Origin of the sequence: Actinacidiphila polyblastidii (genome assembly GCF_036353415.1) — a bacterium.
Classification (GTDB): Bacteria; Actinomycetota; Actinomycetes; order Streptomycetales; family Streptomycetaceae; genus Actinacidiphila; species Actinacidiphila polyblastidii.
Map to the genome: position 1 here is coordinate 84,231 of NZ_JAZEWV010000019.1, position 26,289 is coordinate 110,519.

Sequence of the window (26,289 nt, forward strand, 5' to 3'; positions counted from 1 at the left end):
GGCCGCGCGGGAGGTCGGAGGCCGCCCGGGGGCCGAGGAGGGTCCGGGGGCCGAGGAGACGGTGCCGGAGGCCGGTGAGGGTGCCGGCGGGGCGGGCTGGAGCGCCCGCCCCGGCTTCCGTCCGTCAGTCCGGGTCCAGCACGCTCAGCTCGTCGTCGAAGACCGCGCTCACGTCGAACCTGCACACCAGCAGCTGCGGGTCGGCCTGGTCGAAGGGTGCTTCCAGCCACTCCCCCGGTTCCGCCGGCTCGGCCGCCGCGACCCACAGGGTGGAGTCCCCTTCCTCCAGCCCGAACTCCTTGTGCCGCTGGGCGATCTCGTCCGGCTCGTACTCGCCGAAGATCACCCCCAGCGCCGCGTTGACGGTCTCAGCGGCACTCGGATCGTCCTCGCCGGCCCGCCGGGCCTGGGCGAAGAGTCGTTCCGGCTCGACGATGGTGTAGTCGCGCCGGATCAGCACGCTGACCGCCTCCGGCTCCGCGGGGCCCGCGTACTCCGGCAGTCCGTCGCCGGCCGGCACCTCGAAGGGGGTGACCTCGTCGTAGGTGTCGTACAGCAACTCGTCATACGCCTCGGCGGACGAGGCCAGCGCCTCGAACGCCGCGAAGACGGCGGGATCGTTCTCCCCCGTACGGTTCTCGATCGCTTCGAGGTGGAGGTCGAGCGCGGCCTTGACCGCCTCGACTGCGGCACGGACCTCGGCCGCCGCGGGCTGCACGTCATCAGACATGAGGGGAACGCTATCCGCACCGGGGCGTTGCCCGCACAATAGATAGCGATGCCGGAATACGAATTCAGAGAGATGTACGTGCCGCGTGGGGTCTCGCGCAAGGAAGCGGCACGCTTGCTGACCGAGGAAGCCGAGTACAGGCACTGGGAGCTGGACCGCGTGCGCCTCTACGCGGACGGCAGCCGGCGGGTGCGGCTGCGGCGGCGGATCATCCGCCAGGCCCGGGCCACCTGGTGAGGTGCCGCGCGAACGCGGCGTGACCGCGGGGTCGCCCCCGCGGTCACCCCGCGCGTCGGTCGCGTCCCGGCTCAGCGCCGGGCGGCGCCCGCACGCCGGTACAGCACCGCGCCGCCGAGCAGCAGTGCGCCCGCGGCGGCCGCCGCCCCGCCGATGCCGTTCGCGCCGGTGTGCGCGAGCGTGGCGGTGGTCGGCGTGCCCGCCGGGTGCGAGACCGGCGTCCCGCTGCCGGGGGTGTGCGTCCCCGGGGTGCCGGGGTTTCCGGGGGTGACCGGGTTGCCCGGGGTCCCGGGGGTGCCCGGGGTGCCGGGCGTACCCGGGGTGCCGGGCGTACCTGGGGTGCCCGGCATACCCGGATTCCCGGGGGTGCCCGGGGTCCCCGGCGTTCCGGGCATGCCCGGCGTGCCAGGGTTTCCGGGGGTGCCCGGGGTCCCGGGGATGCCCGGGGTGCCGGGCGAACCGGGGATGCCCGGCGAACCGGGGTTGCCCGGGATGCCGGGGCTGCCCGGGTGGTGGGGGCCCTCGATGTTCGCGCAGGTGTTGCCGAACGCCGGGTTCAGGAGGGCGACGACGTCCACGGAGTTGCCGCAGGCGTTGACCGGGACGTCCACGGGGGCCTGGACGGAGTTGCCCGCGCCGACGCCCGGGGAGCCCTTGGCGGCGCCGCCGGCGGTCGCGCCGCCGCCCGTGCCGTGGCCGCCGGAGGAGACGTTCGCGCACGCGTTGCCGAACACCGGGTTCAGCACGCCCACGACGTCGATCGTGTTGCCGCACGCGTTGACCGGCACATGCACCGGGACCTGCACGGCGTTTCCGGCCACCACGCCGGGCGAACCGGCGGCCGCTCCCGCGGCCGAGGCGTCGGCGTAGGCGATCCCGCCGGTCGCCGCGAGCACTCCGCTCGTGGCGACCGCGGTGAGCAGGCCCTTCTTCGCGACCTGTCGCATGTTTCTTCCCTGCTTTCGATCCGACCGGAGCTGCCGCCACCTGATGCGGGTCCCCGGAAAAGGAGAGCGGCCCCGGGGCGCGGCTCAGCGCCCGGGGGCCGTCCCGGCCCGGCCGTTCGACGGCCGGCGGGGGGGTTACGCAGACGCGTTGATGCAGGTGTTGCCGAAAGCGGGGTTGAGCAGACCGACCACGTTCACGGTGTTGCCGCACAGGTTCACGGGAACGTGCACGGGGATCTGGATCAGGTTGCCCGACAGCACGCCCGGGGACTGGACGGCGGCACCCTGCGCGCCGGAGTCGGCGACGGCGAAGCCCGCGCCCGCGAGCACGAGACCGCCGGTGGCAGCCGCGACAGCGGCGACCTTCTTGATCATTTCTTCCTCCTCATGGGACAAAAGTGGTCCCAGCCGCGGACCACACCCGTCGTAACGACGGCACGGAGGAAGAGCTACGAACGCAGTCGATCATTCACCCGTACCGGCGAAATACCGTGCCGGTACGGGTACATACGGACGAACGGCGCGTATCCGCCCGCTCAGCTGTTGTCGATGAAGCGGTCGAGGACGCGGACGCCGAAGCGCAGGCCGTCCACCGGCACCCGCTCGTCCACGCCGTGGAACATGCCGGCGAAGTCCAGCTCCGGCGGCAGCTGCAGCGGGGCGAACCCGAAGCAGCGGATGCCCAGGTCGTCGAAGGACTTGGCGTCGGTGCCGCCGGAGAGCATGTACGGCACGGCGCGGGCGATCGGGTCCTCGGCCTTGAGGGCGGACTGCATCGCCTCCACCAGGGAGCCGTCGAAGCCGGTCTCCAGCGCCTTGTCGGAGTGCAGCGTCTCGCGCTTGACCCGCGGGCCGAGCACGGTGTCCAGCTCGGCGAGGAACTCCTCCTCGTAGCCGGGCAGGAAGCGCCCGTCGACGTGGGCGGTGGCCTGGCCGGGGATCACGTTGACCTTGTAGCCGGCGCCGAGCATGGTCGGCGCGGCGGTGTTGCGCAGCGTCGTGCCGATCATCCGGGCGACGCCGCCGAGCTTGGCGAGCGTGGTCTCCATGTCCTCCGGGTCCAGCTCGACACCGAAGGCGTCGGAGAGTTCGTCGAGGAAGCCGCGCACGGACTTGGTGACCCGGACCGGGAACTCGTGCCGTCCGAGTCGGGCGACCGCCTCGCACAGCTCGGTGATCGCGTTGTCCTTGTTGGTCATCGAGCCGTGGCCCGCGGTGCCGTCCACGGTCAGGCGCATCCAGTGCATGCCTTTCTCCGCGGTCTCGATCAGGTAGAGGCGGAGGTTCTCGTTGACGGTGAAGGAGAACCCGCCGACCTCGCCGATCGCCTCGGTGACGCCGTCGAAGAGGCCGCGGTGGTTGTCGACCAGGTGCCGGGCGCCGAAGACGCCGCCGGCCTCCTCGTCGGCGAGGAAGGCCAGCACGATGTCGCGCGGGGGCTTGCGGCCGGTGCGCAGCCGGTCGCGGACGACCGCCAGCGTCATCGCGTCCATGTCCTTCATGTCGACCGCGCCGCGACCCCAGACGCATCCGTCGGCGACCTCGCCGGAGAAGGGGTGGCGGGTCCAGTCGTCGGCGTTGGCCGGCACCACGTCGAGGTGGCCGTGGATGAGCAGCGCGGGCCGCGACCGGTCCTCGCCCTCGATCCGGGCCACGGTGGACGCCCGCCCCTGGCGGGACTCGAAGATCTCGGGCGCCAGTCCCACCTCGGCCAGCTTCTCCGCGACGTACTCGGCCGCGGCCCGCTCCCCCGGACCGGAGTGGTCGCCGTAGTTGCTGGTGTCGATCCGGATCAGTTCGCTGCAGAGGTCGACGACCTCGTCCTCGCCCGTGACCGTCCCGTTCTTCGACTCGCTCACCCTGGCTCCTCGTGTTGTCCCCGCTCGGGAATCCCTCCCCCCATCCTCCCCCCGGACCCCGCCGGGACCCAAGGGCCGCCTGCCGCGGGCGGTGATCGGGCAGGCGTGGATCTTTGCTATGGTTTACCTCGTCGCCACGGCCCCGACAGGCCGCGGAGACCTACCCGGTCCGGGTGGCGGAATGGCAGACGCGCTAGCTTGAGGTGCTAGTGCCCTTTACAGGGCGTGGGGGTTCAAGTCCCCCCTCGGACACACATCCACACACGCGACACCCTCGCCCGTATGTCGGGGCGAGAAGCCTTCATCGCGGCGGCCTTCACCGCGAGGAGCCTTCACGGCGCGGAGCGCCGTTCAGTCCTCGCCCTGCATGAGCACCGCGAGGATGTTGCCCGCGGGGTCCTTGAACCAGGCGATGTCGGGGCCCATGCCGGCGGCGATTCCCCGCATGATGCCCTTCGCGTCCTGTGGCGGGCCGTTCTCGTACCGCTCGAACCGGACACCCCTGCGCGTCAGTTCGTCGACCGCCGCGTCGATGTCCTCGACGACGAAGTCGAGCGTGGTGTAGCCGGCCGGCCGGTGGGCCTCGCCTTTCGGGTAGAGCCAGGCCTCGGTGCCGCCGGGGAGCCGCAGGCTGGCGCCTCCCTTGCCGTCGACCACGGCGAGTCCCAGCACACCGCCGTAGAACTCCTTCGCCGCGGCCAGGTCGTCGACGGAGAATCCGCTGAATGCCCTTACCGGTGTGAACACGCGTTCCCCTCACTCTTCCTTGCGTACGTTATGCCCTGTATGCACCGTGAATCACGATAGGCCACGCAATACCCGCGTGAGGGTAGTGCGGCAGCGACCCGTTCGCTTCTTCGAGATTGCCCTCTCGTGCGGCCGCCTTCGGCTCGCGCCGCCCGACAGCGAGCACCACGCGGCACCCGGAGACGGGCGCCGCGTTCTTGCGGCGGCAGGGGCGGGCGGCCGCGCATTCTTCTGGCGGCGGCACGGCGGGGGCGCGCCGGACCGAACCGGTCGGCCGGATTTAGATGTCATGTACGCGCATTTCTATTCGGCGCCGGGCACGTATGCCGGCCACTTCCGGCGAGAGCATTCCAGGAGATGTCCTGCGGGCGCGATGCGCCGAGTATGGAAAGAAGTCGGCAGGGGCCGCGCATGCGCCCGGAAAATGAGGAAGCGTTATTCGCCGGGGGCGGGGGAAAGACCACCGGCCGACCGGGACGGACACCGGTCGGCCGGGACGTGGGGCGGTCGCCGGTTCGGCGGCGGCCGCGCGAGCCGCGAGGTTCCCGGGGGGACTCGGGAACCTCGCGGTCCTCAGGGCGCGGAGCGGCCGGGCGGGGAGGTGGGACGGCTCAGCGCCCGGTGCTGCCGGGGGCCGGCAGCATCTGGTGGGCGGGGCTGTTCTGATAGGCGGCGAGTCGCCAGTCGCCGCCGAGTTTGACCACTACCCACGAGGCGTGGATCGTCTGCGCGTCCGATATCTCGGTCTCACCGGGCGCCAGCACTCCGCCCTGGGTGAGGAGGATTCCGGATTCGGGGCTGAGGAATCTGATGCCCAGGGGCCGGCCGGTCACCCGGGTGCCCTGGTAGGGCCCGGCGAAGGCGTCGGTCAGATACCCCCGGATCTCCTCCCGGCCCAGTTTGATCAGACCCGGCAGGATCATGGTGCCGTCTTCGACGAAGAGATCGGCGAAGCCGTCCGCGTCGTTGCGCGCCCAGGCGGCGATCACCTGCTGGGTCAAGGCCGCGACCGCTGCCTGGTCCGCCGCGGACGGACCCGCGGCGGCTTGCTCGACTGTGCTCCCGGACATGTCGTTTCCTTCCTTGTATGCGAAAACGTCCGATGTCGGTCTGCGAGGTCGGTGCTGGTGACACCTCGGCATCAGACGCTAGCCCGCAGGTCAGCGGCCGGTCTTTTCCGAGGTTGCCCACTTTTCGGGCGCAGCGGACTGTGCCGCCCTCGCGCCCCTCGCGCCCCTCGCACCCCTCGGGCGCTCCGGTCCCCGCCCCGGGACCCGGGCTCGGCCCAGTGGTCCCGTGCGGTGACGCCCTGCGCGGCTCCTGGCGTGGGTACGGGCATCGCATTCCGGACGCCGCCGCGAGCATGTCGGCCGGGTGACCGTCCGGCCGATTCAGCTGTCGCCGTCACAGCGTCGCATTTGATCTCGCGGCCGAACTACTTGGATGTTGCGGATATCGCCGCACCGCGGCGGGAGTTCGACTCCGATTTTGCGTACGCGCCGGTCGATTATCGTACGGAGTCGTGGCGTTCGGAGTTCTGCGGAGCGGTCTCGCCGCGCCGCCCGCGGGATTTCGATTTCCTCCGGCGGCAGGCGACTTCCGTGAACTCCCGCGTCCCGGCCGGGCGCTGACCGCTCCCGCCGGGCGCCCGCCCGCCACCGAGCCGGCGCCGCCGAACCGCCGCCGAACCGCTGCGGCGTCGGCCGCCGCACAGGCCGTCGAACCGGCCGTCGCATCGGCCGCCACAACGGCCGAAAACAGTCGGCACAGAGCAAGATGCAAGAAGTGGCCGCGTCGTCGAGCACTCCAGGATGTGCAACGCCGCCCCCACCGGGGCGTGTCACCCACAGGTGCGACACGGGGGCGAATCATGGGCACCGGGCTCGACGACGTCCGCGCGATGACGCGCGGCGTCCGGATTCCCGCACCGGTGCCGGCCGCCGCCTCGCGGACCACGGCGAGGACCTGTTGACGCCCGACGGCACGGCAGTGCGCTGACGGCTGTTCATTCACGCATTCGCTCGCGTCCTGCCCTCGACCACACACGCACGACCTGCTCCGCTCTGCTCTGCCCCTTCCCCACACCATGGCCAAGGAGGCACAAGGGTGACTCATCTCGACACCGCCCAAACGCCGGTGATCACCGCCCAGCCCACGTCCACGTTCGTCACCGGAGTCTTTCCCCGCCGGCGGTATCTGCTGCTGGCGCTCAGCCTGATCGCCGGCCTGGTGATCGCGTACCTGTGGTCCGCGAACCTGGTCGACGACGACATCGGCTTCAACTCGGCCGACAAGATCCTCGGCCGCGACGCCAAGGACACCCCGATCAGCAGCGTCGCCTCGGGTGTGGTCTTCGCGTTCGTCTCCGGCATGGCCGGCTCCTTCACCGCCTGCAACATCGCCGCCTTCGGTGCGGTCGGGCCGCTGGTCGGCCAGCAGGACTCGCGCCGCGTGCGGCTGCTGCAGACGCTCCGTCCGCTCGGCTGGCTCGCGGTCGGCATGATCACCGTGTCGGCCGTCTACGGTGCGATCGTCGGCCTGGTCGGCAAGCGCATGCCGCAGTTCTCCACCGCGAGCGGCACCGGCATCTCGCCGCGGATCGAGCAGGCCATGGTGGCCTTCGGCATCGTCGGACTGGCGATGGTGGTGCTCGGCCTGGCGTCCGCGGGCATCATCAAGGACCCGCTGGCCGGGCTCTCCCGCCGGTTCGCCAACGCTCCGTTGATCGTCATGGGCGCGCTCATCGGCGGGTTCCTGATCGGCCGGCCCTACCCGCTGTTCCACAACCTGTTCGTGCACGCGGCGAAGACCCACAACCCGTTCTACGGCGCGCTCGCGTTCGCCCTGCAGTCGGTGGGCAACATCGTGGTGATGGGCCTGCTGTTCCTGCTGCTGTCCTACGGGACGGCCGGCCGGGTTCCGCGCTGGCTGGGCGCGCGTCCGGGGCGGATCGCCACGGTGACCGCGTCGGCCTTCCTCGTCGCCGGCGCGTTCACGCTGGCGTACTGGGAGCTGCGCATCCTCGGCCGCTTCGGCTACATGTGGTTCCCGACCGCGCCCTGGAACACCTGATGCACGGCTGACCGACGGTCAGACGGCTCCGCCAGGACGGCGGGGTGGGCGCCCGGCGCCCGCCCCGCCGTTCGCGTTCCCGAGCCGCGGAGGCGTCGGGGCGCAGGCCCACCGGGCCGGGTCAGCTCCCGTCGGGGCCGGGCTCCTCGGCTGCGGGGGCGGCAGGGCCGGCCCCCTCGGCGCCGGGCGGGTCCGACCTGCGCTCCCGGGCCCGCTTCATGGTCATCGCGGCCTCCCCCGGGTCCTCGCCCGCACCCACCAGCAGGCCGCAGACCTGCGCCTCGAAGCAGACGTCGGCGTTGTACGGGTCGATGAGGTAACCGCCGAGCTCCAGCGCGACCAGGCCGTGCAGCGCGATCCACATCTGGTGCGCGACGAGTTGGGAGTCGCCGGGCCTGAAGCGGCCGCCGACCATGCACCGCTCGATCGCCCGCACCAGGATGCTCAGGGTGTACCGGCCGTGCTGGCGGTCGTCGTCGGTGAGCGCGAAGCCGCCCAGCTGGGAGCCGCCGAACATGACGCCGTACAGGTGGCGGTGCTCCTGCGCGTTGCGCCGGTAGGCCCAGCCGAGCGCGACCACGTCCTCGACGCAGTCCGCGGTCTCGCCGACCTCGGTCATCCGCTGGTTGAGCAGCCGGAAGCCCTCTCCGACCATCGCCCTGACCAGGTCCTCCTTGCCGCCGAAGCGGGTGTAGACGGCCATGGTCGACGTACCCACCGCAGCGGCCAGCCGGCGGGTGGACAGGGCCTTGGGCCCCTCCTCCGCCAACAGCTTGGCAGCGGCCTCTATCAGGTGCGCGCTCAGTTCTGGGTCGATCTGACGTGGGCTCACGCTTGACATGATTCCACGACACTGCGAACCTGTACAACAACAGCGTTATATAACAGCGATATGCGAGGACGGGCAGCGATGCTTGACTACGACACGCACAGCACGTCGCACCTCCTGTCCCGGCCGTACCAGCCGGTCGCGGACGAGGTCACGGTCACCGCTCCCGCGGTCACCGGCACCCTCCCGCGCGAGCTCGACGGCAGATTCCTCCGTATCGGGCCCAACGCGCTGGGCGGCCACGACCCCGCCGTCGACCACGGCTGCGCCGGCGACGCGATGGTGCACGGAGTGCGCCTGCACGACGGACGGGCGCAGTGGTACCGCAACCGGTGGCTGCGCACCGACCGGGTGACCGCGGCGCTCGGCGAACTCCCCACCCCCGGACCCCGGTACGGGCTGTCCGACAACGCCAACGCCGGGCTCATCCAGCACGCGGGCCGCACCCTGGCCCTCGGCGACGCGGGCGTGCTGCCGCACCGGCTCGGCCCCGAACTGCAGACGGTCGACCGCTACGACTTCGGCGGCACGCTGCCCGACGGCTTCAGCGCCCGCCCGGTCCAGGACCCGCTGACCGGCGAGCTGCACGCGGTGGCGTACTACCACGAGCTGACCCACGTCAGCTATGTGACCGTCGACGCCTTCGGCAAGGTGCGCAGGGCCGAGCCGATCGCGGTCAAGGGCACCCCGATGATGCACGCGCTCTCCCTGACGGACCGTCACGCGGTGCTGTACGACCTGCCGGTGACCTACAGCGCGGCCGACGCGGCGGCCGGCTCCCGGGTGCCGTACCGATGGGACGACGGCCACGGCGCGCGCCTCGGCGTGCTGCCGCGCGAGGGCCGCGACGCGGACGTGCTCTGGATGGACATCGACCCGTGCTTCGTCTTCCACCCGGTCAACGCCTACGAGCGCGGCCGCGAGATCGTGGTGGACGTGATCCGGCACGAGCGGGCCTTCGACCGCGACCCGCTGCACCCCTCGGAGTCGGCGCCCGCGATGTGGCGCTGGACGATCGACCGGGTCGGCGGCTCGGTCAGCGAACGCCAACTCTTCGACGGCGTCGAGGAGTTCCCGTGCATCGACGAGCGCTGGTCCGGCACCCGGCACCGCTGGGTCTGGACGGTGGGCATGGCGGACGGCAGCGTCGGCGCGCTCGGCGGCCGCTCGCTGGTCCGGCACGACATGACCACCCTGCGCACCGACGTGCACGATCTCGGCCCCGGCCGGGAGGGCGGCGCCCCGGTGTTCGTGCCGCGCGGCCCGAGCGCGCCGGAGGGCGACGGCTGGCTGCTGACGCTGGTGTACGACGCCGCGACCGACCGCAGCGAGTTGGTGGTCGTCGACACCGCGGACTTCACCGGCCCCCCGGTCGCCGTCGTCCACCTGCCGGTCCGGGTGCCGCACGGCCTCGCGTCGGTGTGGAGCGCCGGCTCCTGACGCCGCGCGGCGGTTCGCGGAGCGCACGTCGTGAAGCGCGTCACGAACAGCACGCAATGCACAGGATGCGCCCACGGTCCCGCACTCCGGGAGAAGCCCCGGAAACCCGTGCGAACGACACTCGTAACAGAGCCCGAACCCCTGATGTGTGGGAGGAATTCTCATGCTGGTGTGTGTGACGGGCGGGACCGGCTTCGTCGGCTCGCACACGGTGGCGGCGCTCCTGCGGGAGGGCTGCCGAGTACGCCTTCTGGTACGGGACAAGTCGGCTGTCGGGCGGGCGCTGGCGCCCCACGGCATCGACCCCGACCAGGTGGAGACCGCCGTAGGCGACGTACGCGACCGGGCCTCGGTCCTCGCCGCGCTGCGCGGCGCCGACGCGGTGCTGCACGCGGCGTCGGTCTACTCCTTCGACGTCCGGCGCGCCGCGGAGATGCGCGAGGTCAACCGGCTCGGCACCGAGGTGGTGCTCGGCGCGGCCCGCGAGGCCGGCGTCAGCCGGATCGTGCACGTCTCCAGCATCGTCTCGCTCTACCCGCCGCCCGGCGGGCTGCTCACCGTCGACACCCCGGTCGGCCGGCCCAAGGACGTCTACATGGCGACCAAGGCCGAGGCCGAGGAGGTCGCCCGCCGGCACCAGGCCGAGGGCGCACCGGTCACGATCGTCTATCCGCCGGCGCTGTTCGGCCCGGACGACCCGCACCTGGGCGACCAGGTGTCCCGGGTGCGCGACGTGCTGCGCGGCCTGATGCCGATCTGGCCGCTGGGCGGCTACCCGATCGGCGACGTCCGCGACGCCGCGGCCCTGCACACCGCGCTGCTCACCGGCCCGCCCGCCGCCGAGCGCTACTTCGCCCCCCACCACAACGTGTCCACCCGCCAGTACGTCGCCACCCTGCGGCAGGCCACCGGCCGCCGGCTGCCCACCGTGTTCCTGCCCGGACGGGCGATGCTGCCGGTCGGCAGGCTGGCCGACCTCGCCCAGCGGGTGTGGCCCTGGCACATCCCGGCCGAGTACGGAGCGGTGTACACCTGCGCGGTCGACGCCCGGATCGCGGACGACGCCCCCACGTACGGCATCGCACCGCGGCCGGTCCTGGAGACGATGACCGACACCGTCGAGTGGCTGCGGGCGAGCGGGCGGCTGACAGCCCGGCAGGCCGGACGCCCGCGTCGGGAGTGACGCGGGCGTCCGGCCTGCAGGGTGGAGCGCGGGCGCGGGCGCGGCCTTCGCCGGCGGTACCGCGCCTGATCCGGGTTGCGCACGTTCAGTGGGCGACCTGCGCCAGCGCGGTGAGCGCGCCGCCGTCGAGGCCGGGGAGCGCGAGCAGGATCGGGAGGTCGAAGGGGCCGAGCGGGCGCAGCTGCAGGTCCGAGGCGTAGGCCCGGCCGCCGCGGGCGGTCACCGGCCAGGCCGAGCCGACCAGTCGCGGCCGGCGCAGCCGGGGGCGGGGGTCGAGCTCGTCGTCGATCGCGACCGCCGCCGCCCGCACGAACCACTGGCCGTCGGGGAGTTCGAGCCGGAAGGGCCCCGGTTTCTCCAGGACGTCGCAGGCCTGGGGAACGCCTTCGACGACCGGCGTGTTGAACGCCGCGACGTAGATGCGCATCCGCAGGTCGCTCTCGGGGGCGTGTAAATCCCCCGTGACGGTGGACAGTTTCTGTCCCTGGCAGGCCGCGCTGCTCGGTTCGATCGGCGGCATCCCGCAGTCGGCGAGAATCCGGTAGCGGGCCGGCGAGGTGCCGACGCTGCGGGTGAAACGACTGGTGAACGTGCCGAGGCTGTTGTATCCGACCCGGTACGAGATGTCAGTGACGCTGGCCGCCGACTCCAGGAGGTGGCGCTTGGCCATGTACAGCCGTATGGCGCTCAGGAAACGGCCCGGTGAGATTCCGGTGACATCACGGAATAGTCGTGAGTAGTAGAACTTGCTGAAGATCGCCTCGTCGGCCAGCTCTTCCAGCGTCAGTGGATCATGGTACCGATTCCACATGATGCCGATTGTCCTCTTGATCGCTTTCTCTGCCGCCAACTCCATCCGAATTCCCCCGTCTTGGATGTGTTCCGCCTGCTTGAGATCGCATGTGCTCGCGCAAAATGCAGGTAACCTACCCGGTCTTTGATGGGCATATCCAGGTCGTGTACGGCCCGGTGTTTCATCGCTCGCCGATCATCCACGAGCCCGCCTCACGAGCGGCCGCCATGCTCGCCCAGGCGGTGGTCTCGATCAGGCTCTGGTCCGTGGGTGCGGTGGTGCGGTAGGCGTCCAGGACGCCGTCGTCGATCTGGTAGGAGGCGAAGGCGGTGAGCAGCGTGAGCCGCCCCGCCGCGCGGTCGTCGGGCGCCAGCCCGGCGACGTCCTCCTCCACCCAGGACCTGCTGATCCCGGGCGGCCTTCCGTCCCAGCCCTTGAGCCGGGTCAGTACGAGTTCCCGCACGTCAGAGGGGACCGAACGCTCGCCCGCCGCATCGATCGCGGCGGCTGCCCGGGAGAACGCGGCGGCCAGCACCGGGTTGCCCCCGGTCCACGACATGTCGGCCGGCAGTGGCGCCTCGGGCAGCAGGTCCATGCTCGTGCCGGGCGTCACGGAGTCGCGGTCGGCCGAGCGCTGGAGCCAGTTGAGGACCGGCGTGACGACCTTGAGCGCCTGCACGGGCGCCTTCGGGGGCAGGGGTGCCTCGCCCAGGAAGACATTCACCATTCGATTGAGATAGTGCAGCAGCACGGCCGACGCGACCAGTTCGGGAGCGTGGTCCTCCGGGAATGGCAGTGGATTCTGATCGGACGCCCCCCTGATCGCGTGAACCTCGGCCCACCGGCGCACGTCGACCGCCTCGGAACCAGCACCGAGGGCGTCCAGCATCGCGCCGTGCATCGTCACACAATAAGGGCAGCTGTTGTTTCGCGAAATACCGTCTGCCACTGCCTCTTTTTCCGACCGCGCGGCGAGGCCGGGAGCGACCAGGGTTTCCCGCAACATGAGCCACACGGCTGACAGGGTGAGCGGGCTGGGGGCGTGCAGGGCGACCGGGGGGGCGAGCACGCCGAAATCGCGCTCCACCTCCCGGTAAACCCGCGACACGGTGGGTTCTGGGGTGTCGAAGGGCACGGAGGCGACTCGTCGGATCTGGACGAGCGACCGCGATCGCAGCCGGACCCGGACCATCGTCGCAAGCATGACGTCCTCTCTGGTGGGAGTCGGGGCGCGCCCGCCGTCCCCGACGGGCGGTGGGCGGCGGGGCGTGGCGCCCCGCCGCCGGGCGGACGACGGACGGTCAGCGGGCGAGCGCGGCCGCCACCTTGGCGGTGCCGCGACGGCCGCTGGTCTCACCGGCCGGACCGGGCGCGCCGTAGCGGACGTCGACGCCGCGTTCCTGCAGCGCCTTGACGATGCCCGGCACCGCGCGCTCGGCGAGCGCGGCGATGGTCATCGCGGGGTTCACCGTGAGGCCGGTGGGCACCGCGGAGCCGTCGGTCACGAAGATGCCGGGGTGGCCGCGCAGTTCGTGCCGGTCGTCCAGGGCCGAGGTCGCCGGGTCGTCGCCGATCCGGCAGGACGCGAGCGGGTGCACGGTGTACGCGCCGACGACGTCGTTGGTCCAGGGCATCACCCGGGCCAGGCCGTCGCGTTCGAGGATCTTCTTGATCGAGGCGTCGGCGAGGTTCCAGCCGCGCCAGGTGTTCTCGGTGGGCCGGTACTTCAGGGTGCCGAAGCCCAGCATCTGCTGGGAGATGCGGTCGGCGCTGCCGACCGCGGGCGGCGCGCCGAAGACGCCCTCGTTGTCGTCCTCGGACATGATGAAGATGGTCAGCCAGGACCGCCACTGCTCGACCAGCTTCTTCTTCTCCGCGCCGAACCAGGTCGGCCCGGTCGCGTCCGGCACCTGCGCGAGGATGGTGCCGAGGCCCGGCGGGAAGTACAGCTGCTCCAGCGAGTAGCGCTCGAACTCCGGCCGCGAGCCGTCCAGGTAGTCCCAGGACGCCACGGTGGGGCCCTTGCCGATCTGGTTGGAGGCGTACGGCAGCTCCTCCGCGGTGGACAGGCCCAGCAGCTCGCGGACCTTGTCCTCGTCGAGCAGCGCGGTGTTCAGCCGCTCGCCGTTGCCGGAGAAGTAGCGGCCGACGCCGTGCGGCATGGTGCCGAGGTTCTTCTCCGAGCGCTGCAGGATGACCGGGGTGGCCGGGGCGCCCGCCGCGACGACGACGATCTTCGCGTCGATGGTGCCGCTCTCCAGCACCATCCGGTAGTCGACGTCGTGCACCCGGTTCCAGCTGACCCGGTAGCTGCCGTCCTCCAGCCGGGAGATCTCCTGCACCTCGTGCAGCGGGCGGATCTCCGCGCCGGCCGCGATCGCGGCCGGCAGGTAGTTGAGCAGCAGCGAGCGCTTGGCGTCGAACTTGCAGCCGGACATCATCCAGTTGCAGTTCGTGCACAGCTCGTCGTCGACGGCCGCGGGCAGCGGGTTGGCGGTGTGCCCCGCCGCGTTGCACGCGGCGGCCCACAGACCGCCCGCGTAGGTCGCGGTGTTCCAGTCGCCCAGGGTCACCGGCAGCGCCTCGGCAACCCGGTCGTACCAGGGGTCGAGGACGTCGCGGTTGATGGCGGACGGCCACAGGCGGTGCCCGAGGCTGCCCTGCCGCTCGAAGATGAACCGCGGCGCGCGCGGCATCGCGGCGAAGTACACCACGGAGCCGCCGCCGACGCAGTTGCCGCCGAGCGTGCTCATCCCGTCCCCGATGGTGAACTCGAAGGCGCGGGTGGTGGAGGAGCCGAACTTGAAGTCGTGGTCGAAGTCGTCGGCCTCCAGCCACGGCCCGCGCTCCAGCACGGTGACCCGGGCGCCGCCGGCGGCCAGGTGGTAGGCGGTGATCGCGCCGCCGAAGCCGCTGCCGATGACCAGTACGTCGGTGCTCTCGCTCGCGGTCACGCCAGGCTCCCGGTGATCGGGTCGGTGTCGGGGTGCAGCCGCGCCAGCGGCTTGCCGTACGAGGAGTTGGGGAAGCGCCAGATCCCGTCCGCGTCCGGCGGCCGGTAGGCGATCGTCAGCAGGCCGGGCTGGCCGCTGTTGATCGCGTCGACGGTGTGCATGTGGGCGTTGGTGTCGAAGGCCATGTTGCAGAACATCGCCAGACCGGCCCACAGCTGCTTCTCGGGGTGCTCGGGGTCGAGCAGCTCGGAGAGCAGGGCGATCCGGTCGGGCGACTCCAGCGCGACGAAGGGCGGCACCGAGTCGTCGACCGGCAGCCCCTTGTCGTCGCGGTACTTCACCGCGTGCGCGTCGAGCGCGGCCGCGAGGCCGTCCATCATCGGTTCCATGCCGCCCGCGTCGGTCTCCAGCAGCGGAATGGCGCCGGCCGTCACCGCGCCGCCGCCTTCGGCCACTCCCGCAATGGCCCGGTCGTCGGGAGTGCGTTTCGCACCGGGCACGATGGTGTCCGCGAACGCTTCAAGGGTGGCGGTTCTCGCTACTTTGCCCGCTGCAATCTCCGGTGTCACCGCAATTCCTCTCGTCTGCACGGCAGAAAACGTTCCATGCACTTTCACCAGCCCGCCCGACCCGGCTGAGCGCCGCAAAGAACGGCGTGAAAATAACGCTGTCATCAATTAAGGACCGAACAGAGCGGGCCGTACCGAGCGGGGCGGCGGGCGGCCGGCCGGCCACCGGTCGAGAGCGCCGCGGGACCGCTCCGGCACCGAGAGATACGGGAGCCGAACCTTCCGCCCCCGGGGCGCCGCACGGCCGTCGCCGGCTGCGTCCCCGGCCAAGGTCATGATCGGCTTCCCCCCTCGTCGCGGCCCTGCTCCGCGAGCATGTTCGATCCGCGCGTCATGGAGGCCATCCTTCGGCCCAGCCAAGATCCGCCGCATCTTCCGTATTGCGGTCTCTCCACGGCGCGGGAGCCGTCCTGATCGGCGCCACCCCGCCCCACCAGGGCACAAAAGCAAGCACAGAGAAGACTCCGAGTTCCCCCACCACCAGAATCAATCACCAGATCAACCGGCCTTCGACGCCTGCCCTTATAGGCAAATGACGATGCCGCCCGCCGGCCGGGCCGATTCACCGTCGGATCCGGAAGACGGCGGCGCGGTTCCGCTCTATCGCGCCGCGGTTCAGCCATGCCTTGAAGCGCCTCATTCAATAGCACTCGCAACGGCCAGCAGAAAGGAATGAAACGTGACTGCAATGCAGGACGTGCACTCCGACCTCGCGACGGAGGCGGCCGAACTCGACACGCTGCTCGCCGATCTGAACCACGAGCAGTGGACGACGCAGACGCCGGCGCCCGGCTGGACGGTCGCCCACCAGATCGCCCACCTGGCCTTCATCGCCGGGATGGCGCGGCTGGCCGCCACCGATGCCGAGACCTTCGAGGCGGTCGCCACCGAGGGCCGCAAGGACTTCCAGGGTGCGGTGGACGCGAAGCTGGCCGAGTACCTCGCGGACACGATTCCGGCCGTCTACAAGCGCTGGCAGGACGAGCAGCGGGCCGCCGACGAGGCGCTCGCCGCGCTGCCGAAGGACGGCGTGGTGCCGTGGCTGGTCAACCCGCTGCCGGTCGGCGTGCTCGCCGCGGCCGGGCTGATGGAGCTCTACGCGCACGGCCAGGACATCCGTGACGCCCTGGGCGTCAGCCGCACGCCCAGCGACCGGATCGGCCACCTGGCCTTCTTCGGCACCCGCACCCGCGACTTCGGCTACCTGGCACGGAGCATCGAGCCGCCGAAAGAGGAGTTCCGGTTCGAGCTGACCGCGCCCTCGGGCATCGTCTGGGCCTTCGGTCCCGAGGACGCCGAGCAGCGGATCAGCGGTCCCGCCGAGGACTACTGCCTGCTGATCACCCGCCGCCGCCACCGCGACGACCTGGCGCTCACCGCGACCGGCTCGGAGGCCGAGCGGTACCTCGACATCGCCCAGGCGTACCGCGGCCCGGCCGGCGAGGGCCGCAAACCCGGGCAGTTCGCCACCAGCTGACCCGCCAGGGGCCGATCCCCAGCCCCGGCGGGTCCACCAGACAAGTCGGCACGCGCCGGCCTTCCAGCAGCACTTCCGGAATTCCACCCGGTCCACGGATGAGGAGATCCTGATGGAACCACGACAGCGCTTCCGCCGACTCGTGCCAGGAGTCGCGACGCTGCTCGTCGCCACGGCACTGTTCTTCGGCGTCAACGCGGCCGCCGCCAGACCGAGCGGCAGCGACGTCGCCGGTGACTACAAGTTCCAGGAAATGCCCATCGCCATGCCGGCGGGCTACAACGACCAGAAGATGAACACGGTCCGCAAGGTCAACCCGGCGTACTGGAAGATCCGCACCTGGGTCTCCTCGGTCGGCGCGAGCGTCGCGATGAACGACCTGACCGGTCACGGCATCTCCGACAGCCTGTGCATCGTCGACACCCGCACCAACGACGTGGTGGTCACCTACGCGCCCACCGCGCGGGCGCAGGACCGGTTCACCCCGTTCGTGCTGAACGCGGCGCCGGTGCCGGTCGACGACACGATGGCGCCGACCAACTGCACGCCCGGCGACTACAACGGCGACGGCCGGATGGACATCCTGGTCAGCTACTGGGGCCGCACGCCGATCCTGTTCCTCGCCAAGGCGAGCGCCACGACCGTCTCCAACGCCGCGTACGTGCCGCAGGAGCTGGTGCCCGCCGCCTCGCCCGACGGCAAGTACCACGGGCCGCGCTGGAACACCGACGCCATCTACGTCGGCGACCTCGACGGTGACGGCCACCCGGACGTGGTCGTGGGCAACTACTTCCCGGACTCCGACGTCCTGGACACGCACGGGCTGAAGAACGTCGTCATGAACGACTCGCTGTCCAGTGCGAAGAACGCCGGCGGCGACCACGTGCTGCGCTTCGTCAAGAGCACCACGGGCGACAAGCCGACCGCGGCCTACGTCGAGGACAGCAAGGCGATCAACTTCCAGATCGCGACCGGCTGGACGCTGGCGGTCTCCGGCGCCGACCTCACCGGTGACGGGCTGCCCGAGCTGTACGTCGCCAACGACTTCGGCCACGACCACCTGCTCTACAACCAGTCCACGCCCGGCAAGATCCGGCTGACCGAGGCCACCGGCACCCGGTCCGCGACGACCCCGAAGTCCTTCGTGCTGGGCAAGGGCTCCTTCAAGGGGATGGGCGTCGACTTCGGCGACCTGAACCACAACGGCAACTTCGACCTGATGGTCAGCAACATCGACGAGCCCTGGGGCCTGGTGGAGAGCAACTTCCTCTTCGTCAACAAGGCCAAGGACGAGGCCGACATGAAGAGGCAGCTGGCCGACGGCAAGGCGCCGTTCGAGCAGAAGGCGCAGCAGTACGGCGTCGCCTGGACCGGCTGGTGCTGGGACGTGAAGTTCGGCGACTTCCTCAACAGCGGCAACCTGGACATCATCCAGACCGACGGCTTCGTCAAGGGCAAGATCGACCGGTGGCCGTGGCTGCAGGAGATGGCCATGACCAACGACGACCTGCTGTCCAACCCGGCGATGTGGCCGAACGTCGGCCCCGGTGACGACGTGGCGGGCGACAACCAGCTCGCCTTCTACGCCGCCACCAAGGACAACAAGTTCGCGAACATCAGCAAGTCGCTCGGCCTCGCCGTGCCCACGCCGACACGTGCGATCGCGACCGCCGACACCACCGGCACCGGCGCGCTGGACTTCGCCGTCGCCCGCCAGTGGGGCCCGCCGGTCTTCTACGCCAACAAGGCCAAGCAGGGCGACTACCTGAACCTCAAGCTCTACCGCCCGTCGGCCGACATGGCCGTCGCCGGCAAGGGTCTCGCCGGCATGGGCTCGCCCGCCTACGACGCGACGGTCACGGTCACCAACAAGGAGGGCACCCAGGTGTCCCGCCTCGACGGCGGCGGCGGCCACGGCGGCTACCGCAGCTTCGACGTCCAGTTCGGCCTCGGCATGTACATGGGCACGAGCAACGTCAAGATCCAGTGGCGCGACGCCAGCGGCACCGAGCACACCCAGACCCTGAACCTCGCCACCGGCCAGCACAGCATCGAGCTGACCGACCACGCCCAGGTCATGGACCACGGCGATCAGAAGATGGAGATGACGAGCTGATGACCGACACAGTCCTGCACCAGCCCGTGGGCGGTACACCCGCCGAGTCCAACGCCGCGGGGGCGGCACCGCCGAAGGCGAAGCGGGAGAAGAACCGGGACCCCCGCTACCTGGCGCTGCGGAACTTCGCGATCAGCATCTCCATCTTCAACACCTTCGGGTACACCCTCCTCGGCTTCGAGCAGCCCTGGCTGTGGCCGTTCATCGCGGTGGCCTCCGGCTACACGATCGAGATCACCTTCGAGCTGATCAGCTCGTGGGCCCAGCAGCGCCCGCCGCGCTTCATGGGCAACGGCATGCGCGGCCTCTACGAGTTCCTGCTGCCGGCGCACATCACCTCGCTCGCGGTGAACATGCTGCTGTACGCCAACAACCAGCTGCTGCCGGTGATCTTCGGCGTCTTCGTCGGCGTCGCCGGCAAGCACGCGCTGCAGGCGCCGGTCAACGGCCGGATGCGGCACTTCATGAACCCGTCGAACTTCGGCATCACGCTGTCGCTGCTGGTCTTCGGCAACTGGCTGAGCATCGCCCCGCCGTACGAGTTCACCGAGCGGGCGAACACCTTCTGGCGTGTGATGATCCCGATCGTCATCGCCACCGCGGGCACCGTCATCAACGGCGTCCTCACCAAGCGGGTCATGCTGATCATGGGCTGGATGGGCGGCTTCCTGATCGAGGGCGCCATCCGCCACGGCATCTGGCACGTGGCGCTCTTCTCGGCCTGGGGGCCGATGACCGGTGTCGCCTTCGTGCTCTTCACCAACTACATGATCACCGACCCGGGAACCACACCATCCAAGGGCCGTAACCAGTTCATCTTCGGCGCGGGTGTCGCCACGATGTACGCGGTTCTCATGGAGTTCAACGTCGTCTACACCCTGTTCTTCGCCACCAGCCTGGTCTGCCTGATCCGCGGACTCATGTGGTGGGGGATCCACTTCTACAGGAAGTCCCAGGCCAAGAAGACGGTCGCCGCACCCGTGGCGTCCGGTGACAACGTGGGGGCGGTGGCCGCGTGAGCAAGCAGGGAACACGGATCGCGGTGGTGGGCATAGCCTGCCGCTATCCGGACGCAGACGGACCCGAGGAGCTGTGGCGGAACGTGCTCGCCGGCCGCCGCGCCTTCCGGCGGCTGCCGGACGTGCGGATGCGCCGCGAGGACTACTACTCCCCCGACCCGGAGGCTCCGGACCGCTTCTACACCCAGAAGGCGGCGGTCCTGGAGGGCTACTCCTTCGACCGGGTGAAGCACCGGATCGCGGGCAGCACCTACCGCTCCACCGACCTCACCCACTGGCTGGCGCTGGAGACCGCCGCCCGCGCGCTGGAGGACGCCGGCTTCCCCGAGGGGAACGGCCTGGCCGACTTCAACACCGGCGTGGTCATCGGCAACTCGCTGACCGGCGAGTTCAGCCGGGCCAACATCATGCGGCTGCGCTGGCCGTACGTGCGCCGCACCGTCGGCGCCGCGCTGCGCGAGCAGGGCTGGGACGACGGTCAGCTCGCGGAGTTCATGGAGGAGCTGGAGGAGCGCTACAAGAGCCCCTTCCCGGCGATCGACGAGGACTCGCTGGCCGGCGGCCTGGCCAACACCATCGCAGGACGCGTCTGCAACCACTTCGACTTCAAGGGCGGCGGCTACACCGTCGACGGCGCGTGCTCGTCGTCCCTGCTGTCGGTGGCCACCGGGTGCAATGCCCTGTCCAGCGGCCAGCTGGACGTGGCGATCGTCGGCGGCGTCGACCTGAGCATCGACCCGTTCGAGGTGATCGGCTTCGCCAAGACCGGCGCCCTCGCCAAGGGCGAGATGAAGGTCTACGACAAGGGCTCCAACGGCTTCTGGCCCGGCGAGGGCTGCGGCATGCTCGTCCTGATGCGGGACGAGGACGCCAAGGCGCGCGGCCTGTTCCGGTACGCCACCATCGCCGGCTGGGGCTACTCCTCGGACGGCAAGGGCGGCATCACCCGGCCCGAGGCCAGCGGTCACCGACTGGCCATCCAGCGGGCGTACGCCGCCGCCGGGTTCGGCTTCGACACCGTGCGCTACATCGAGGGCCACGGCACCGGCACCGCGGTCGGCGACGAGACCGAGCTGCGGGCGTTCACCGAGGAGCGGAACGCGGCCGGCGGCGTCGAGGCCGCGATCAGCACGGTGAAGGGCAACTTCGGCCACACCAAGGCCGCCGCGGGCGTGGCCGGCCTGATCAAGGCGATCCTGGCGGTACGCCACCAGGTGATCCCGCCGGCCACCAGCCACGTCGAGGACCACCCGGTGCTCACCGCGCAGGACAAGGCGCTGCGGGTCCCGGACAAGGCGGAGCTGTGGCCGCAGGGCGCGCCGATCCGGGCGGGCATCTCGTCCATGGGCTTCGGCGGCATCAACGCCCACCTGGTGGTGGAGCACGCCGACGGCGCGCCTCGCGAGAAGATCGGCAAGGTCACCCGCCGGCTCGTCAGGTCCCGCCAGGATGCGGAGGTCCTGCTGCTTGACGCGGCGAGCACCGGTGACCTGCGCGGCCAGGTCGCGCACCTGGCGGAGTTCTGCCAGCAGCTGTCGTTCGCCGAGCTCGGCGACCTGGCGGCCACGCTGCAGAAGGAGCTGGGCGGCCGCAAGGTCCGCGCCGCGGTGGTGGCCCGCAGCCCCGAGGAGGCCGCGCAGCGCTTCGACCGGCTGCTGACCCTGCTCGACGGCGGCGCGCGCTCCGCACTGGACTCCAGGGAGGGCATCTTCCTCGGCAGCCGCCGCAAGGCGCCGAAGATCGGCCTGCTCTTCCCGGGCCAGGGCGCCGGACGGCGCTCCGACGGCGGTGCGATCCGCCGCCGGTTCGAGTCCGTCGAGGAGCTGTACGAGAGCAGCGACCTGCCGCAGGGCGGCGACCAGGTGGACACCGCCGTGGCCCAGCCGCGGATCGCCACCGGCTCGGTCGCGGGCCTGCGGGTGCTCGACGGGCTGGGCATCACCGCGATCGGCGCGGTCGGGCACAGCCTCGGCGAGCTGACCGCGCTGCACTGGGCCGGCGGGATGGACGAGGCGACGCTGCTGCGTACCGCCGCCGTCCGGGGCGCCGCGATGAGCGCCGAGAGCGACAGCGACGGCACCATGGCGGGCATCGCCGCGCCGCCGGAGGACGTCGTGCCGCTGCTGTCCGGGGAGCCGGTGGTCATCGCCGGTTACAACGGGCCGCGGCAGACGGTGATCTCCGGTCCGGTGGCCGCGATCGCCCGGGTCAGCCGCAAGGCGGCCGGCGCGGGGCTCGACGTGTCCAGGATCGCGGTCTCGCACGCCTTCCACTCGCAGGCCGTCGCCCCGGCGGCCGCCGCGCTGCGCGGCCACCTGGACGGCGAGACGTTCGGGCCGCTGGAGCGCACCGTGGCCTCCACGGTGACCGGCGGCGTGCTGCCCGCCGACACCGACCTGCGGGAGCTGCTGGAGCAGCAGGTCCTCAAGCCGGTGCGGTTCGCCGAGGCGCTGGAGGAGCTGGCCACGGACGTCGACCTGCTGCTCGAGGTCGGCCCCGGGCGGATCCTGCGCGGGCTCGCCGGGGAGATCTGCCCCGACATCCCGACGGTCTCGCTGGAGACCGACAGCCCGTCGCTGCAGGGCACCCTGCAGGCGGTGGCGGCGGCGTACGCGCTCGGCGCGCCGGTGCGCACCGAGGCGCTGTTCGCCGACCGGTTCACCCGGCCGCTGCCGCTGGACAAGGAGTTCAGCTTCCTGGCCAGCCCCGCGGAGTCGGCGCCCGAGGGCGACTTCCTCGCCGCGGCGACGTCGGCGCCGGCCCGCAAGCAGGTCGCCGCCGAGCCGGCGCCGGAGCAGGCCACGGCCGGCTCCCAGACCGGTGAGAGCACCCTGGAGATGCTGCTGCGGCTCGCCGCGGAGCGCGCCGAACTCCCGCTGGAGGCGGTGCGTCCCGAGAGCAACGCGATCGACGAGCTGCACCTCAGCTCGATCACGGTCGGCCAGATCCTCGCCCAGACCTCGCGTGAGATGGGGGTGACCGCGCCGCTGGCGACCTCCGCCATGGCCACGTCCACCCTCGCGGAACTCGCCGCGATGCTGGACGAGCTGGCCGCGACGGAGACGGCGCAGGACAGCGCCGTGCAGCTGACCGCTCCGGGCGTGGGCCCGTGGGTGCGGGCGTTCGCGGTGGACCGGGTCCCCGCGGCCGTCGGGCCCGCGCTGGGTTCCGCCTCCGGCAGCTGGCAGCTGTTCGCCTCCGAGCGGCACCCGCTCGCGGAGCCGCTGCTGGCGGAGCTGAGCCGGGCGCAGCTCGGCGACGGCGTGCTGCTGGCGCTGCCGGAGGACACCGACGAGGAGCACACGCCGCTGATGCTCTCCGCGGTGCGCGCGGTCCTGGCCACGCCCGGCGCGCGGTTCGTGACGGTGGGCTCCCGGCGGGGCGCGGCCGGACTGGCCAAGACCCTGCACCTGGAGAACCCCGGTGTGGCGACGACCATCGTCTCGCTGCCGCTGGCCGGCGACCTGTCGCCGGAACGGCTGCGGCAGGTGTCGGCGGACGTCGTCGCGGACGTGGCGGGCACCGTCGGCTTCAGCGAGGTGTTCTACGACGGTGCCGGTGAGCGTCATGTGCCGGTGCTGCGCCCGCTGCCGCCGGTCAACGAGACCGGGCCGCTGCCGCTGGACAGCACGGACGTGCTGCTCGTCACCGGCGGCGGCAAGGGCATCACCGCGGAGTGCGCCCTGTCGCTGGCCCAGGACACCGGCGCGGCGCTCGCGCTGCTGGGCCGCTCCGACCCGGCGCGCGACCCGGAACTGGCCATGAACCTGGAGCGGATGCGGGCGGCCGGGGTCTCCTTCGAGTACCTGCGGGCCGACGTGACCAACGCGGACGAGGTCAAGGCCGCGGTCGGCGCGGCCCGTGAGGCGCTCGGCCCGATCACCGCGGTGCTGCACGGCTCCGGCCGCAACGAGCCGCAGGGGCTGGCGAGCCTGGACGAGTCCTCGTTCCGGCGCACCCTGGCCCCGAAGATCGCCGGGCTGGAGGCGGTGCTCGCCGCCACCGACCCTGCCGAGCTGAAGCTGCTGGTGACCTTCGCCAGCATCATCGGCCGGGCCGGCCTGCGCGGCGAGGGCGACTACGCCACCGCCAACGACTGGCTGACCGATCTGACCCACCGGCTGCAGGAGCGCTACCCCGACACCCGCTGCCTGGCCCTGGAGTGGTCGGTGTGGTCGGGCGCCGGCATGGGCGAGCGGCTCGGCGTGCTGGAGTCGCTGATGCGCGACGGCATCGCGCCGATCTCGCCGGCCGACGGCATCGCGGTGCTCAACCAGCTGCTCGCCGACCCGCACGCGCCGACCTCGGTCGTCGTGATGGGCCGGGCCGAGGGGCTGCCGACGCTGACGCTGCCGGAGCGGGAGCTGCCGCTCCTGCGCTTCCTGGAGCGGGTCCAGGTGCACTACCCCGGGGTCGAACTCGTGGTGGACGCGCACCTGACCGCGCAGGACGACCCGTACCTGGCCGACCACCTGCTCGACGGGGACCTGCTCTTCCCCGCCGTGCTGGGCATGGAGGCCATGGTGCAGACGGCCGGCGCACTGACCGGCAGGAAGGAGGCGCCGAGCCTGCGCGACGTGGAGTTCCTGCGGCCGATCGTGGTGCCCGTCGAGGGCAGCACGACGATCAGGATCGCCGCGCTCGCCGACGACGAGCAGACCGTGCGGGTGGTCATCCGCAGCAGCGAGACCGGCTTCCAGGCGGACCACTTCAGCGCCGTGCTGGACTACACGGCGCGTCCGGAGGGACCGTCGGCCGACGTGGAGACCACGCCGGTGCTGCCGCTCGACCCGATGGCCGAGCTGTACGGTCCTGTGCTCTTCCAGGGCGGCAGGTTCCAGCGGCTGTCGGGCTACCGGCAGTTGCAGGCCAAGGGGTGTGTGGCGGAGATCTCCAACGTCGCGCGGGCCCCGTGGTTCGGCTCCTTCCACCCCGGTGAGCTGGTGCTCGCCGACCCCGGCACCCGGGACGCGATGATGCACTCGCTGCAGTGCTGCGTGCCGGACGCCACCCTGCTGCCGGCCGGCATCGAGCGGCTGGAACTGGCCGACCCGACGGCCGCGGGGCAGCTGGAGCAGGTCGTGCTGCACGCCACCGAGCGTTCGCGGGACGGCGACACGTACCTGTACGACCTCGACATCCGTGACTCCGACGGCGCTCTGCTCGAGCGCTGGGTGGGGCTGCGGCTGCAGGCGGTCCGCAAGCAGGACGGCTCGGGGCCGTGGGTTCCCACGCTGCTCGGCCCGTTCCTGCAGCGCCGCTCGGAGTGGCTGCTGCCGCAGGAGCTGCGGATCGGGGTCCGCGAGGACGGCGACGAGCCGGCCGAGGGTGTCGCGGCGCGCCGCCGGCACGCCGCGGCGGCCGTCGGCACCGCGCTGGGCTCCGCGGTGGAGGTGCGCTACCGGCCGGACGGCAAGCCGGAGACCGACAGCGCGCAGATCTCCGTCTCGCACGGGGCCGGGGTGACCCTGGCGGTCGCCGGGCCGCTGCCCGCCGGGTGCGACGTGGAGCCGGTCAAGGAGCGCTCGGAGGAGGACTGGACGGGTCTGCTGGGCGCCGACGGCGCCGCGCTGGCCGGTCTGCTCGCGACGGAGAGCGGTGAATCGCGGGACATCGCCGCCACCCGGGTGTGGGGCGCGATCGAGTGCCTGCGCAAGACCGGGCACGCCCGGGTCGACCTGGTCGCCGCGGGCGGCGCACGGGACGACCGCTGGGTGCTGCTGCGGTCGGGAGACGCCACCGTCGCCACGTTCGTCACCTCGCTGCGGTCGGTCGACGACCCGGTGGTGTTCGCGTTGTGTGTGGAAGGGAGTGTGTGATGCCCCAGGCCTACTACGAGATCCGGCACCTCGTCGGATTCGAGGAGACCAACCTGGTCGGCAACGTCTACTACGTCAACTACCTGCGGTGGCAGGGCCGGTGCCGTGAGATGTTCCTGCTGGAGAAGGCGCCGGCGGTGCTGGCGGACATCCGGGACGACCTCAAGCTCTTCACCCTGAAGTGCGAGTGCGAGTTCCTGGCGGAGATCACCGCCTTCGACGAGCTGTCGATCCGGATGCGCCTGGAGGACCTGACGCAGACCCAGATCGGCTTCGCCTTCGACTACGTACGGGTCAGGGAGGGCGGCGCGGAGGACCTCGTCGCCCGCGGCCGGCAGCGGGTGGCGTGCATGCGCGGCCCGAACAGCGACACCCGGCCCTCCAAGGTGCCGGAGGCGCTGGTCGCCGCGCTCGCCCCGTACGCCACCGGCGCCGCCGCGGCGGCGGCGGGCAACGGGCGGTCGGAGGCCCTGGCCGCCGCCCACACGGGGAGCTGAT

General features: G+C 71.5%; 20 protein-coding genes and 1 tRNA gene. 10 read left to right on the top strand and 11 right to left on the bottom strand.

The window, feature by feature from the left end; all coding sequences use genetic code 11:
- Positions 1-124: 124 nt before the first annotated feature.
- Positions 125-730: a hypothetical protein gene (locus V2S66_RS21895; RefSeq protein ID WP_330797615.1), complete on the bottom strand. Its 606-nt coding sequence runs from the start codon at positions 728-730 to the stop codon at positions 125-127.
- Positions 731-778: 48 nt separating this feature from the next.
- On the opposite strand from V2S66_RS21895, the gene V2S66_RS21900 reads away from it, so the two are divergent.
- Entirely contained in the window at positions 779-967 is a 189-nt protein-coding gene (locus V2S66_RS21900; protein WP_330797616.1) for a DUF5703 family protein, read from the top strand.
- A 71-nt stretch (positions 968-1,038) separates the two neighbouring features.
- On the opposite strand, the gene V2S66_RS21905 is transcribed toward V2S66_RS21900, so the two are convergent.
- From V2S66_RS21905 to V2S66_RS21915, 3 genes are all read right to left on the bottom strand, one after another.
- On the bottom strand, positions 1,039-1,914 hold the full coding sequence (locus tag V2S66_RS21905; RefSeq protein WP_330797617.1) for a chaplin: 876 nt from the start codon (positions 1,912-1,914) through the stop codon (positions 1,039-1,041).
- A gap of 135 nt (positions 1,915-2,049) precedes the next feature.
- Complete coding sequence (locus V2S66_RS21910) at positions 2,050-2,289, bottom strand: chaplin (RefSeq protein ID WP_330797618.1); 240 nt, start codon at positions 2,287-2,289, stop codon at positions 2,050-2,052.
- A gap of 161 nt (positions 2,290-2,450) precedes the next feature.
- Positions 2,451-3,773, bottom strand: a complete 1,323-nt coding sequence (locus V2S66_RS21915) for a M20/M25/M40 family metallo-hydrolase (RefSeq protein WP_330797619.1) — start codon at positions 3,771-3,773, stop codon at positions 2,451-2,453.
- A gap of 167 nt (positions 3,774-3,940) precedes the next feature.
- On the opposite strand from V2S66_RS21915, the gene V2S66_RS21920 reads away from it, so the two are divergent.
- Positions 3,941-4,025 (top strand) — tRNA-Leu (locus tag V2S66_RS21920).
- Between the two features lie 99 nt (positions 4,026-4,124).
- Here the strand turns inward: V2S66_RS21920 and V2S66_RS21925 are convergent.
- On the bottom strand, positions 4,125-4,520 hold the full coding sequence (locus tag V2S66_RS21925; RefSeq protein ID WP_330797620.1) for a VOC family protein: 396 nt from the start codon (positions 4,518-4,520) through the stop codon (positions 4,125-4,127).
- 611 nt (positions 4,521-5,131) lie between these two features.
- A complete protein-coding gene (locus V2S66_RS21930; RefSeq protein WP_330797621.1) occupies positions 5,132-5,590 on the bottom strand; it encodes an SgcJ/EcaC family oxidoreductase in 459 nt (152 codons plus the stop codon).
- Between the two features lie 1,036 nt (positions 5,591-6,626).
- On the opposite strand from V2S66_RS21930, the gene V2S66_RS21935 reads away from it, so the two are divergent.
- Positions 6,627-7,592, top strand: coding sequence for a hypothetical protein (locus V2S66_RS21935; RefSeq protein ID WP_330797622.1), 966 nt, complete (start codon positions 6,627-6,629; stop codon positions 7,590-7,592).
- A 121-nt stretch (positions 7,593-7,713) separates the two neighbouring features.
- Here V2S66_RS21935 and V2S66_RS21940 read toward each other — a convergent pair whose 3' ends face one another.
- Positions 7,714-8,424 carry a TetR/AcrR family transcriptional regulator gene (locus V2S66_RS21940; RefSeq protein ID WP_330797623.1) on the bottom strand — a complete coding sequence of 237 codons (711 nt, stop codon included), beginning with the start codon at positions 8,422-8,424 and terminating at the stop codon, positions 7,714-7,716.
- A gap of 78 nt (positions 8,425-8,502) precedes the next feature.
- Here V2S66_RS21940 and V2S66_RS21945 point away from each other — a divergent pair, with 78 nt between their 5' ends.
- Together V2S66_RS21945 and V2S66_RS21950 are read left to right on the top strand one after the other, a co-directional pair.
- Positions 8,503-9,861, top strand: a complete 1,359-nt coding sequence (locus V2S66_RS21945) for a carotenoid oxygenase family protein (RefSeq protein WP_330797624.1) — start codon at positions 8,503-8,505, stop codon at positions 9,859-9,861.
- Positions 9,862-10,024: 163 nt separating this feature from the next.
- On the top strand, positions 10,025-11,044 hold the full coding sequence (locus V2S66_RS21950) for an NAD-dependent epimerase/dehydratase family protein (RefSeq protein WP_330797625.1): 1,020 nt from the start codon (positions 10,025-10,027) through the stop codon (positions 11,042-11,044).
- Between the two features lie 85 nt (positions 11,045-11,129).
- On the opposite strand, the gene V2S66_RS21955 is transcribed toward V2S66_RS21950, so the two are convergent.
- The 4 genes from V2S66_RS21955 to V2S66_RS21970 all read right to left on the bottom strand — a co-directional run bounded on the left by V2S66_RS21955 (position 11,130) and on the right by V2S66_RS21970 (position 15,360).
- A complete protein-coding gene (locus V2S66_RS21955) occupies positions 11,130-11,855 on the bottom strand; it encodes a helix-turn-helix transcriptional regulator (RefSeq protein WP_330797626.1) in 726 nt (241 codons plus the stop codon).
- A 163-nt stretch (positions 11,856-12,018) separates the two neighbouring features.
- Entirely contained in the window at positions 12,019-13,041 is a 1,023-nt protein-coding gene (locus tag V2S66_RS21960) for a carboxymuconolactone decarboxylase family protein (RefSeq protein ID WP_330797627.1), read from the bottom strand.
- 97 nt (positions 13,042-13,138) lie between these two features.
- Positions 13,139-14,791: a GMC family oxidoreductase gene (locus tag V2S66_RS21965; RefSeq protein WP_330797628.1), complete on the bottom strand. Its 1,653-nt coding sequence runs from the start codon at positions 14,789-14,791 to the stop codon at positions 13,139-13,141.
- The gene (locus tag V2S66_RS21970) at positions 14,788-15,360 is read right to left on the bottom strand and encodes a DUF5987 family protein (protein ID WP_413966453.1); all 573 of its coding nucleotides are present in this window, start codon (positions 15,358-15,360) and stop codon (positions 14,788-14,790) included. Before V2S66_RS21970 ends, V2S66_RS21965 begins: the two co-directional genes overlap by 4 nt.
- Positions 15,361-16,039: 679 nt before the next feature.
- Here V2S66_RS21970 and V2S66_RS21975 point away from each other — a divergent pair.
- The 5 genes from V2S66_RS21975 (at position 16,040) to V2S66_RS21995 (ending at position 26,288) form a co-directional block, all read left to right on the top strand.
- Complete coding sequence (locus V2S66_RS21975) at positions 16,040-16,837, top strand: TIGR03084 family metal-binding protein (RefSeq protein WP_330797630.1); 798 nt, start codon at positions 16,040-16,042, stop codon at positions 16,835-16,837.
- A 112-nt stretch (positions 16,838-16,949) separates the two neighbouring features.
- Positions 16,950-18,953, top strand: a complete 2,004-nt coding sequence (locus V2S66_RS21980; protein WP_330797631.1) for a CRTAC1 family protein — start codon at positions 16,950-16,952, stop codon at positions 18,951-18,953.
- Positions 18,953-19,972, top strand: a complete 1,020-nt coding sequence (locus V2S66_RS21985; protein WP_330797632.1) for an enediyne biosynthesis protein — start codon at positions 18,953-18,955, stop codon at positions 19,970-19,972. Before V2S66_RS21980 ends, V2S66_RS21985 begins: the two co-directional genes overlap by 1 nt.
- The gene (locus V2S66_RS21990) at positions 19,969-25,791 is read left to right on the top strand and encodes a type I polyketide synthase (protein WP_330797633.1); all 5,823 of its coding nucleotides are present in this window, start codon (positions 19,969-19,971) and stop codon (positions 25,789-25,791) included. The genes V2S66_RS21985 and V2S66_RS21990 overlap by 4 nt, the downstream gene beginning before the upstream one ends.
- A complete protein-coding gene (locus tag V2S66_RS21995; protein WP_330797634.1) occupies positions 25,791-26,288 on the top strand; it encodes an acyl-CoA thioesterase in 498 nt (165 codons plus the stop codon). The genes V2S66_RS21990 and V2S66_RS21995 overlap by 1 nt, the downstream gene beginning before the upstream one ends.
- The last annotated feature ends 1 nt before the right edge of the window (position 26,289 follow it).